10 protein-coding genes are annotated in these 11,166 nt (G+C 72.7%); 9 read left to right on the plus strand and 1 reads right to left on the minus strand.

Translation table 11 applies throughout. The annotated features are described in order from the left end of the window. The coding region (locus VF612_RS04540) for an MFS transporter (RefSeq protein ID WP_408658659.1) at nt 1-609 on the minus strand (609 nt) is incomplete at its 3' end. A 62-nt stretch (nt 610-671) separates the two neighbouring features. Here VF612_RS04540 and VF612_RS04545 point away from each other — a divergent pair. The 9 genes from VF612_RS04545 to VF612_RS04585 all read left to right on the plus strand — a co-directional run. Beyond that, the gene (locus VF612_RS04545; RefSeq protein WP_408658660.1) at nt 672-1,298 is read left to right on the plus strand and encodes an ArsR/SmtB family transcription factor; all 627 of its coding nucleotides are present in this window, start codon (nt 672-674) and stop codon (nt 1,296-1,298) included. Between the two features lie 62 nt (nt 1,299-1,360). Then, nucleotides 1,361-4,015, plus strand: a complete 2,655-nt coding sequence (locus tag VF612_RS04550; protein WP_408658668.1) for a valine--tRNA ligase — start codon at nt 1,361-1,363, stop codon at nt 4,013-4,015. Next, nucleotides 4,012-5,409: a bifunctional folylpolyglutamate synthase/dihydrofolate synthase gene (locus VF612_RS04555; RefSeq protein WP_408658661.1), complete on the plus strand. Its 1,398-nt coding sequence runs from the start codon at nt 4,012-4,014 to the stop codon at nt 5,407-5,409. Before VF612_RS04550 ends, VF612_RS04555 begins: the two co-directional genes overlap by 4 nt. Next, the gene (locus VF612_RS04560) at nt 5,406-5,993 is read left to right on the plus strand and encodes a DUF4233 domain-containing protein (RefSeq protein WP_408658662.1); all 588 of its coding nucleotides are present in this window, start codon (nt 5,406-5,408) and stop codon (nt 5,991-5,993) included. The genes VF612_RS04555 and VF612_RS04560 overlap by 4 nt, the downstream gene beginning before the upstream one ends. Nucleotides 5,994-6,021: 28 nt before the next feature. Next, a complete protein-coding gene (gene ndk / locus VF612_RS04565; protein WP_408658663.1) occupies nt 6,022-6,471 on the plus strand; it encodes a nucleoside-diphosphate kinase in 450 nt (149 codons plus the stop codon). A gap of 227 nt (nt 6,472-6,698) precedes the next feature. After that, a complete protein-coding gene (locus VF612_RS04570) occupies nt 6,699-7,748 on the plus strand; it encodes a rod shape-determining protein (RefSeq protein ID WP_408658664.1) in 1,050 nt (349 codons plus the stop codon). 121 nt (nt 7,749-7,869) lie between these two features. Then, nucleotides 7,870-8,730, plus strand: coding sequence for a rod shape-determining protein MreC (mreC, locus tag VF612_RS04575; protein ID WP_408658665.1), 861 nt, complete (start codon nt 7,870-7,872; stop codon nt 8,728-8,730). Next, a complete protein-coding gene (locus VF612_RS04580) occupies nt 8,727-9,278 on the plus strand; it encodes a hypothetical protein (RefSeq protein WP_408658666.1) in 552 nt (183 codons plus the stop codon). Before mreC ends, VF612_RS04580 begins: the two co-directional genes overlap by 4 nt. Before the next feature lie 3 nt (nt 9,279-9,281). Beyond that, on the plus strand, nt 9,282-11,166 hold a 1,885-nt coding region (locus VF612_RS04585; RefSeq protein ID WP_408658667.1), incomplete at its 3' end, for a penicillin-binding transpeptidase domain-containing protein.

Below are 11,166 nucleotides of genomic sequence, written 5' to 3' on the forward strand. Positions count from 1 at the left end.
CGGGTCGCTGGCCCGGCCGGCCGGGCTGCCGCGCCGGGTCCGGATCGCCAGCGCGGCCACGGTGACCGCGGCGAAGCTCACCGCGTCCAGCAGCAGCGGCACCCGTGCTCCGTACAGACCGGTCAGCAGTCCCCCGATCACCGGCGCCATGATGGCGGCCGCCGTGCTGGTGGCCTGGGACATGCCGATCGCCGCCGGCAACCGGTCGAGACCGGCGATACTGGGCAGCAGCGCCTGCCAGGTGGCCGAGTTGACCGCCTGACCGGCGCCCATCGCCGCCACCAACGCCAGCATCACCGGCTGGCTGGGCAACCAGGCCAGCGCCAGGCAGCACGCCAGCTGCCCGCAGCCCGACACCACCAACAGCCGCCGGCTGTCGATCCGGTCGACCAGCCGGCCGACCAGCGGGGCAAGCAGCACCAAGGGGAGGCAGCCGGCCAGCAGCAGCGCCACCACCGGCCAGGCGCCGTCGCCTTCGCCCTGGGTGCGCAGCACCAGCGCGACCAGCGCCAGCTCGTCGCCCAGCAGCGAGATGGCCCGCGCCAGCACGGCGATGCGCAGGTCCCGAACCCGCCACAGGAACCCGGCCGGCAGGAACGTGAAACACATGCTTCGAAGTTAAGGCTTCACACTTTACCTGTCAATGACCTGACCGCCCCTATCCTGGGCAGATGGCTGCCGCCCGGTCCTCCGCCAAGGCGCACAGCGCTGCCCGCCCGCTCGACCTGGTCATCCTGCGCGATCCCCGGGCGATCAAGGCGCTGGCCCATCCGGCCCGGCTCGCGGTGATCGACGAGCTCTTCGCCGGCCGCAAGCTGACTGCCACCGAATGCGGTGAGATCGCCGGCCTCAGCGCCAGCGCGATGAGCTACCACCTTCGCGCCCTGGAGAAGTGGGGGATCGTCCGCCGGTCCGAGGCGACCGGCGACGGCCGGGAACGGCCCTGGGAGGCGGCCGGGGAGGGGTTGATGGTCGACTCCGCCGAACCGCGAGCATCGGCGGCGGGCGAGGCGGTGCTGGTTGCCCGGCAGCTCGATCGCCAGCGCGCCGACATCCTGGGCTGGATCTCCGGTCAGGACGAAGCGGCAGCGGCCTGGTATGACTCCACCGTCATCAGCAGCGGCGTCTTCTCGCTCAGCCATGACGAGGCCAAGCAGCTCAGCGAGGGCATCTCCGAGCTGGTGGCCCGGTTGCCACGGCGATCGGCGGCCGACGCGCCGACCGGGACGCGACAGGTCCGGGTGGCCTTCAGCGTGGTGCCGATCCCGGCCGGCAACCAGCAGCCCGAGCCGGCCTGACCGGCACCGCAATCTCGCTTCGTCGGCATCCGTAGGATTGGAGGGTGACCGACACCGTCCCCCTGCCCGCCGGCGCGCAGACCCAGCCGGCCGGTGGCGCCGAGCTGCCGAGCCAGTACGTCCCGGCCTCGGTGGAGGCGCCGCTCTACGAGCGGTGGCTGCAGCGCGGCTACTTCACCGCCGACGCCGGGTCGGGCAAGCCGCCGTTCACCATCGTCATCCCACCGCCCAACGTCACCGGCAGCCTGCACATCGGGCATGCCTTCGAGCACACCCTGATGGACGCCCTCACCCGCCGCGCCCGGATGCAGGGCTTCGAGACGCTCTGGCTGCCCGGCATGGACCACGCCAGCATCGCCGTGCACGCCCTGGTGGAACGGGCGCTGGCCGCGGAGGGGACCAACCGCCGGGAGCTGGGCCGGGACGCCTTCGTCGAGCGGGTCTGGCAGTGGAAGGAGCAGCACGGCGGCGCGATCCTGGGCCAGATGCGCCGGCTCGGCGACAGCGTCGACTGGTCCCGCGAGCGGTTCACCATGGACGAGGGTCTGTGCCGGGCCGTGCAGACCATGTTCAAGCGGCTCTACGAGGACGGCCTGATCTACCGCGCCGAGCGGCTGGTGAACTGGTCGCCGGCGCTGCGCTCGGTGCTCTCGGACGCCGAGGTCGACCATCGCGAGGTCGAGGGCGAGCTGATCTCGATGACCTACGGCTCGGTGGACGGCTCCGGGCCCTCGATCGTGGTGGCCACCACCCGGGTCGAGACCATGCTGGGCGACACCGCGGTGGCGGTGCACCCGGCCGATCCGCGCTACCGCGACCTGATCGGCAGCCTGGTCGAGCTGCCGCTGACCGGCCGGCTGATCCCGATCATTGCCGACGAGCACGTGGATCCGGAGTTCGGGACCGGCGCGGTGAAGGTGACCCCGGCGCACGACCCGAACGACTTCGAGATCGGCCGCCGGCACGGCCTGGCGATGATCTCGATCATGGACGAGGAGGGCCGGATCGAGGCCACCGGCACCGAGTTCGACGGCATGGACCGGTTCGCCGCCCGGGTCGCGGTGCGCGAGCGGCTGCGCGAGCAGGGCCGGATCGTCGCCGAGCGCCGGCCGTACCTGCACACGGTGGGCCATTCCGAGCGCTCCGGCGAGCCCATCGAGCCGCGGCTGTCGCTGCAGTGGTTCGTCAAGGTGGAGCCGCTGGCCAAGGCGGCCGGCGACGCGGTGCGCGACGGCCGGGTCCGGATCAGCCCGCCGGAGATGGCGCCGCGCTACTTCGCCTGGACCGACAACCTGCACGACTGGTGCATCAGCCGGCAGCTCTGGTGGGGGCACCGGATCCCGGTCTGGTACGGCCCCGACGGCGAGGTGCGCTGCCTCGGCCCGGACGAGCAGCCACCTACCGGGCCGGGCTGGCGGCAGGACCCGGACGTCCTGGACACCTGGTTCTCCGCCGGGCTGTGGCCGTTCTCCACCCTGGGCTGGCCCGAGCGCACCGCCGACCTGGCGAAGTTCTATCCGACCTCGGTGCTGGTGACCGGCTACGACATCCTGTTCTTCTGGGTGGTCCGGATGATGATGTTCGGCCTGTACGCCATGGCTGACGACAGCAGCGAGGCGGACCCCAGTGGCGCCGTGCCCTTCCGCACGATCGCGCTGCACGGCATGGTGCGTGACCAGTTCGGCAAGAAGATGTCGAAGTCCAAAGGCAATTCGGTCGACCCGCTGGCCTGGATGGACGCCTACGGCACCGACGCCCTCCGGTTCACCTTCGCCCGGGGCGCCAACCCCGGGGCGGACGTGCCGATCTCGGAGGACAACATCGGCGGGGCCCGCAACTTCTGCAACAAGCTGTGGAACGCCACCCGGTTCGCGCTGCTCAACGGCGCCAGCACCGAGGGCGAGCTGCCGCAGCGGCTGACCGGCGCGGACGCCTGGATCATCTCCCGGCTGAACCGGGTGATCGCCGAGGTCGACGGCTACTACGCCGACTTCGAGTTCGCCAAGATCGCCGACCTGCTCTACCACTTCGCCTGGGATGAGGTGTGCGACTGGTACCTGGAGCTGGCCAAGGTGTCGCTGGCCCCTGGAAGCACCGAGAGCACGGCCGCGGTGACCCGGCGGGTGCTCGGCGAGGTGCTTGACGGCCTGTTGCGGTTGCTGCACCCGCTGACCCCCTATGTCACCGAGTCGCTGTGGACGGCGCTGACCGGCGGCGAGTCGCTGGTGATCGCCGCCTGGCCGCAGGCTGAGGAGTCCCGGTTGGACAAGGCCGCCGAGGACGACATCCTGCTGCTGCAGGCTCGCGTGGTGCAGCTCCGGCAGTTCCTGAGCGGGCAGGGCGTCAAGCCGGCCCAGCGCATCCCGGCCCGGTTCACCGGCCTCGGCGGGTACGAGCAGCAGATCCGCAGGCTGCTGCGGCTGACCGAGCCCGCCGAGGGTTTCACCGCGACCGCGCAGCTGGAGCTGAGCGACGGAGCTGCCGTCGAGCTGGACCTGTCCACCGCGGTCGACGTCGCCGCCGAGTGGGCCAGGCTGGACCGCGACCGGGCCGCGGCGGCCAAGGAGCTGGAGCAGACCGGCCGCAAGCTGGCCAACGACGCCTTCCTGGCCAAGGCCAAGCCCGAGGTCATCGACTCGGTCCGGGCTCGCAACGAGGCGGCGGCCGCGGACCTGCGCCGCATCGACGAGGCGCTGTCCCGGCTGCCGCAGTCATGACCACAGCCGATCGAGCCAGCAGGCAGCCCGGCGTCGCTGCCGCCCAACGCGATCGCGCCCGCCGCCAGCAGGTCGAGGCCCAGCTGCTGGCCCGGTGGGGCGAGTCCAAGATCGGGCCGTCCCGGCACCGGATCGACCGGTTGATGGACGTGCTCGGCTCGCCGCAGCGCAGCTACCGGGCGATCCACCTGACCGGGACCAACGGCAAGACCTCGACCGCCCGGATGGTCGATGAGCTGCTGCGCGGGTTCGGCCTGCGCACCGGCCGCTACACCAGCCCGCACCTGTCCGACATCACCGAGCGGATCGTGCTCGACGGCCAGCCGGTGTCCGACGGCGTGTTCGCCGACGCCTACGCCGAGATCGAGCCGTACCTGGAGATGGTCGACGCCGGCTCCGACCTCAAGATGACCTTCTTCGAGGCCGTCACCGGCCTGGCGTTCTCGATCTTCGCCGACGCCCCGGTGGAGGTGGCGGTGGTCGAGGTCGGGCTCGGCGGCGCCTGGGACGCCACCAACGTCCTCGATGCCGAGGTCTCGGTGATCACCCCGATCGACCTCGACCACACCGAGCTGCTCGGCGAGACGGTCGCCGAGATCGCCCGGGAGAAGGCCGGGATCATCGCGACCGGGGCCTCGGCCATCCTGGCGGTCCAGCCCGTCGAGGCCGCGGCCGAGCTGATCCGCCGGGCTACCGAGGTCGACGCGGCGGTGGCCCGCGAAGGCATGGAGTTCGGGGTGCTGGACCGCAGCCTCGCAGTCGGCGGGCAGCTGCTGAGGATCCAGGGCCTCGGCGGCATCTACGAGGACGTGTTCCTGCCGCTGCACGGCGGGTACCAGGCCCAGAACGCCGCCTGCGCGCTGGCCGCGGTCGAGGCGTTCTTCGGCGCCGGCGCCAGGACCGGCCCGCTGGATGCCGACATCGTCCGCGCCGCCTTCGCCGCGGTCCGCTCGCCCGGACGGCTGGAGCCGGTCCGGTCGGCGCCCACCGTCCTGGTGGACGCCAGCCACAACCCGGCCGGCATGCGGGCCACCGTCCAGGCGCTGTCGGAGGGCTTCGACTTCCGGCAGCTGATCGGCGTGGTGGCGATGCTGGCGGGCAAGGACGTCCGGACCGCGTTGGAGATCCTCGAGCCGGTGCTGGACGAGGTGGTGATCGCGCAGAACTCCTCCAGCCGGGCGGTGCCGGCCGATGAGCTGGCGGCGGTGGCGGTGGAGATCTTCGGCGCCGACCGGGTCACCGTCGAGCCGCGGCTGGACGATGCGCTGGAGACCGCGGTGCGGCTGGCCGAGGAGAGCGCTGGCGGAGTGCTGGTGGGAGCGGGGGTATTGGTGACCGGATCGGTGGTGACCGCGGGCGAGGCCCGCACGTTGTTGGGCGAGGCGCGAGGATGAGCGGGCCCGCCGCGGAGCGGCCGGAGGGCCCGGACGGCGCCCGTCCGCCGCAGCCTGCCGCGGACGAGCGCGAAGGGCTGTCCACCACCGGGGGCGAGGAGCTGTCCACCGCCGGTCGCGAAGGGCCCGCTACCGCCGAGCGCGAAGGGCTGTCCACCGCCGGCCGCGAAGGGCCCTCCACCGCCGAGCGCGAGGAGCTGTACGCCGACGAGCGCGAGGCCCAGCGGCTGCAGCGGGCCAACCGCGCCACCCGGGGTGGGCTGGCTGTGCTGCTGTGCCTGGAGGCCTTCGTGGTGCTGCTGGTGCCGCGCGGCATCGCCCAGACCGAGGAGGGCGTGTCGACGACCAAGACGCTGCTGCTGGTAGGGCTGGCAGTGGTGCTGGTGGGCTCGGCGTTCCTGCTCGGCCGGAGGTGGGGGATCGCCCTGGGCTCGTTCCTGCAGCTGGCGCTGGCAGCCACCATCCTGCTGATCCCGGCGGTGGCCGTGGTGGTGGTGATGTTCGTGCTGCTGTGGCTCTACCTGTTGCGCACCAGGCACACCTGGCTCGGGACGCCCCGGGGCTGGCGGATGCTGGTCACGTGAGCGGCCGGCGGCCCGATAGGCTGGCGCGGTGACTGAAGCGGCTGTCGAGCGGACCCTGATCCTCATCAAGCCGGACGGGGTGGCGCGCAACCTGACCGGTGTGATCCTGGCCCGGGTCGAGGCCAAGGGCTACCGGATCGTGGCGCTGCGGCAGCGGATGGCCGACGCCGAGCTGCTGGCCCAGCACTACGCCGAGCACGTCGGCAAGCCGTTCTACCAGCCGCTGGTGGACTTCATGTCGTCCGGGCCGGTGGTTGCCGTGATGGCCGAGGGCCACCGGGTCATCGAGGGCTTCCGCGCGCTGGCCGGCGCCACCGATCCCACCGTCGCGCTGCCCGGCACCATCCGCGGTGACCTCGGCCGGGACTGGGGGTTGAAGGTGCAGCAGAACCTGGTGCACGGGTCGGACTCGACCGAGTCGGCCGCCCGCGAGATCGGGCTCTGGTTCTCCGACCTGCCCGGCGCGGAAACCGCTTAGTTCGGCGGCCTGTTCGCCGCGCCGGGCGGATTGGCCGGCGCCGGCCGCGAAGGTGATCAGCCGTATCCGTCGGGGAAATCGGGCGCGAGGGGCAAGCCGCTACTTTCCGTCACGTGCTCGGGCGAGTCGCAACGGCCGATAGCGCAGCCACGCCCCTACGATCGTGATGTTCATTCACATCAGTAACACCGGTTTCATCCGGCGGCGCATACCAAACGAGGGTTCCCATGGCATTCACCCCGATGTCGCTGCTGGGCGGCGACCTGCTCGGCGGTGACCTTGCGGTGGACCTCGGAACCGCGAACACCCTTGTCTATGCGCGGGGTCGCGGCATCATGCTGAACGAGCCGTCGGTGGTCGCGGTCGACACCACCACCAAGGCGGTGGTCGCGATCGGCGCCGAGGCCAAGCGGATGATCGGCCGGACCCCCGGCCACATCCGGGCGGTCCGGCCGATGCAGGACGGCGTGATCGCCGACTACGACATCACCGCCGAGATGCTGCGCTACTTCGTCCGCAAGGTGATCGGCCGGCGGGCCTTCGCCGGCCCCCGGGTGGTGGTGTGCGTGCCCAGCGGGATCACCTCGGTGGAGCAGCGCGCGGTCAGCGAGTCGGTCTACGCCGCGGGCGCCCGGCGGGTGCACATCATCTCCGAGCCGATGGCCGCCGCGATCGGCGCGGGCCTGCCGGTCAGCCAGGCGTCCGGCTCGATGGTGATCGACATCGGCGGCGGGACCACCGAGGTTGCCATCATCGCCCTCGCCGGCATCGTGTCCAGCACCAGCCTGCGGGTGGCCGGCGACGCCCTGGACCGGGCGATCGTCGATCACATCCGGGCGGAGTTCTCGATGCTGATCGGGGAGCGCACCGCCGAGGAGCTCAAGATCTCGATCGGGTCGGCGTTCCCGATCGCCGGGCCGGTGCGCGCGGAGATCCGGGGGCGCGACGTCGCGACCGGGCTGCCGCGCAACGTGGCGGTGTCGGCCGAGGAGTTGCGTCACGCCATGAGCGCGCCGATCAACCGGATCGTGGCCGCCGTCCGCGCCACCCTGGACCGCTGCCCGCCGGAGCTGGCCGGCGACCTGGTCAGCCGGGGCATCGTGCTGACCGGCGGCGGGGCGCTGCTGCGCGGCCTGGACGCCCGGTTGCAGCACGAGATCGGCATCCCGGTGCTGGTCGCCGACCGCCCGCTGGACTCGGTGGTGCTGGGCACCGCCACCGTGGTCGAGCAGTTCGAGTCGCTGCACAAGGTCGTCGTCGACGGGCACCGCCGTTGAGGCCCGGCCCCGTCGAGCACTGCCGCTGATGAGCACCGCCGTCACGTCCGGAAAGCCCACCGGAAAGCCCGCCGGACATCCTGCCGACCGGCTGAGCCGGCGCGGGTAGCGGCGGCCCGTCATGCGTAGGCTCACCCGTCGCCAGCGACTGGCCGCCGTGGTGCTCGCGGTGATCGCGCTGCTGTTCATCAGCCTGGACTTCGCCGGCGGCTCGCTGGGCAGCGCTCGCGGCGGCGCCACCGGGGCGCTGGGCTCGCTCTACCGGGGCACCGACGCGGTGCTGGGACCGGCCCGCCGCTTCGTCCAGGGTGTGCCGAACGTGGGCGGCAACCGGCGCGAGATCGCGCAGCTCAAGCAGCGCAACGCCGAGCTGCAGCGCCAGCTCGCCGCCTCGGCGGCCGATGCGGCCACCGCCAGCCAGCTGCGGGCGCTGCAGCTGCAGGCCGACACCGCGGACTGGCGGCTGATGCCGGCCCGGGTGATCGCCACCGGCCCGGGCGCCGGCTTCCAGTGGAGCGTCACGGTGGACGTCGGCAGCCGCGAGAACGTGCTGGTCGGCCAGACGGTGACCGATGGCTTGGGCCTGGTCGGCCGGGTGGTGGCCGTGCACAGCACCACCTCGGTGGTGCTGCTGGCCGCGGACCCGACGTCCGGGGTGGGCGTCCGCGACACCCGCTCGGGGGCGTTGCTGCTGGCCACCGGAGGCGGCAGCGGCCAGCTGAGCGCCCGCGCGCTGGAGGACCGGGTGGACATCCGGGTGGGGGACCGGCTGGTGACCGGGCCCGCCGGCAAGACCACGTACGCGGCCGGCGTCGCGGTGGGGGTGGTGACCTCGGTGTCCACCGCCGCCGACGGCACGGTGTCGGCGCGGGTGCGCCCGGCCGCCAGCCAGTTCGGCCTGGATCTGGTCGGCATCATCCTGCAGGAGCCACGCGGCACGGCACGCCTGCCGCTGGAACCGGCCCCGGGCAGCAACCGGTGACCGCGTCCCGGATCGCCTCGGCGGTCGCCGGGGTGCTCACCGCCCTGCTGGTGCAGGCGACCCTGATCGGCCCGCTGACCTTTCCGGTGCCGGTGTCGCTGCCGGCGCTGCTGGTGATCGTGGTCGGCATCTACGCCGGCCCCGGGATCGGCATGGGGTTCGGCTTCGCCACCGGCCTGCTGGCCGACCTGGGCTCGGACCATCCGGCCGGCGTCCAGGCGCTGTGCTGGCTGGCGGCGGGGCTGGTCGCGGGGATGCTGGGCGGGCTGGCCACCCAGCGGGGCTATGGCGCCCGGGGCGTCGCCGGGCTCGCGGCGCTGCTGGGCGCGGCCGCCTCCGGGGTGGTGGGCCTGGTGCTGGCCATCCTGGGCTCGCACGCGGCGACCGCGCTGCTGGCGGCGCGCTACCTGATCCCGGTGGGGCTGACCGACGCGCTGCTGGGCCTGCTGCTGGCGCCGCTGGTGCGGACCCTGCTGCAGGCACAGGGCATCCGCTCGCCACGCCCGGTGGCCCGCCTGATCGACACCGCGCCGTCCGGACGGGTCTGAGGTATGCGCTCGGCTGACCTGCGCCCCGGCCTGCACCGCACCCGGCTGTCGGTGCTGCGGCTGCTGATCGCGTCGCTGCTGCTGACCCTGCTGGCCCGGCTGTCGTTCGTCCAGATGCTGGACCAGCACAAGCCCCGGCAGTCGGCGGGCATCACCCACCTCGGCGCGATCGTGGTGCCCGCGCCGCGCGGGGAGATCCTCGACTCCCGGGGCCGGGTGCTGGTCGGCAACCAGAGCACCCACGTGCTCACCGTGGACCGCTCGGCCCTGGACCAGCAGGACGATCACGGCGCGGCGGTGCTCGCGCGGCTGGCCCCGGTGCTCTCCACCACGGCCGCCGACCTGCGCCGCGAGATCACCCCGTGCGGGGTGGACGTCCCCGCGCCGTGCTGGACCGGCCAGCCCTACCAGCCGGTTCCGGTCGCGACCGGGGTGGACCCGTCGGTGATCCTGGCGGTGTCCGAGCACGCCGAGCAGTTCCCCGGTGTGAAGATCAGCACCCAGACCGTCCTGCACTATCCCGGCGGCAGCCTGGCCGCCCACCTGCTCGGCTACACCGGCGCGGTCGGCCCGGAGGACCAGAAGGCCAACAAGGCGCTGGTCGATGCCGACACGATCGGCCGCAGCGGGCTGGAGGAGTCCTACGACTCGGTGCTGCGCGGCGTCAACGGCGAGCAGCGGGTGCAGCTCGATCCCCGGGGCGAGGCGGTCGCCCAGGACGCCACGATCGCGCCCCAGCCGGGCAGCACCCTGGTGACCAGCCTGGACGCCGACGTCCAGGCGCTGGCGGAGAGGTCGCTGGCCGGCCAGATCGCGGCCTCGCGCGCCAAGGGCAAGGCAGCGCCGTCAGGGGCGCTGGTGGTGATGGATCCGCACACCGGCCGGGTGATCGCCGCCGCCAGCTACCCGACCTACGATCCGGCAGCGTTCGTCGGGGGGATCTCGGTCACCGACTACGCCCGGCTCACCGCGTCCAAGGCCGGTGACCCGCTGGTCGGCCGGGCGATCGCCGGCGCGTACGCGCCCGGGTCGACCTTCAAGCTGATCAGCACCGCCGACAACATCGCCACCGGCGCGATCACCCTGGACGGCCACTACCCGTGCCCCGGCTCGCTCGACGTCGACGGGCGCACCAAGACCAACTACGAGTCCGAGAGCTTCGGCGAGATCGACCTGCGGTTCGCGCTGCAGGTCTCCTGCGACACGTTCTTCTACGCCCCCGCGGTCGCGGAGTGGCAGGCAGACCAACGCCGCGTCGAGGACGGCAAGAAGCCGCGGGAGCAGCTGCAGGCGATGGCCCGGGCGTTCGGGGTGGCGCAGCGGCCGGGCATCGACCTGCCGGCCGACGAGCAGGCCAGCGGCTCGATCGGCAGCCGGGCGAACCGGATGGCCAGCTGGAAGGCGAACAGGGCCGACTACTGCGCGGCCGCCAAGAAGGGCTACCCGGACGTGGACAACCTCGCCGACCGGGCCTACCTGACCCAGCTGGCGTCGGAGAACTGCACCGACGGCTGGCGATTCTTCGCCGGCAACAACGCCGACAACGCGATCGGCCAGGGCGACACCACCATGTCGCCGCTGCAGCTGGCGACCGCGTACTCGGCCATGATCAACGGCGGCACGCTGTTCGCCCCGACGCTGGGCTGGGGCGTGGTGGACGCGGCCGGCAAGACCGTGCGCACCATCACTCCCAAGGTGGTGCGCAAGGTGCCGGTCGACAAGAAGGTGCTGAGCTTCATCGCCGACTCGCTGCACTTCGAGGACAGCCACTCGGTCTCCGGCGCGATCGCCTTCGACGGCTCGCCGATCAAGACGCTGATCGGCGCCAAGACCGGCACCGCCGAGGTGTACGGCAAGCAGGACACCTCGTGGCTGGCGTCCTGGGGGC

The organism is Jatrophihabitans sp. (assembly GCF_036388195.1).
GTDB lineage: Bacteria > Actinomycetota > Actinomycetes > Mycobacteriales > Jatrophihabitantaceae > Jatrophihabitans_A.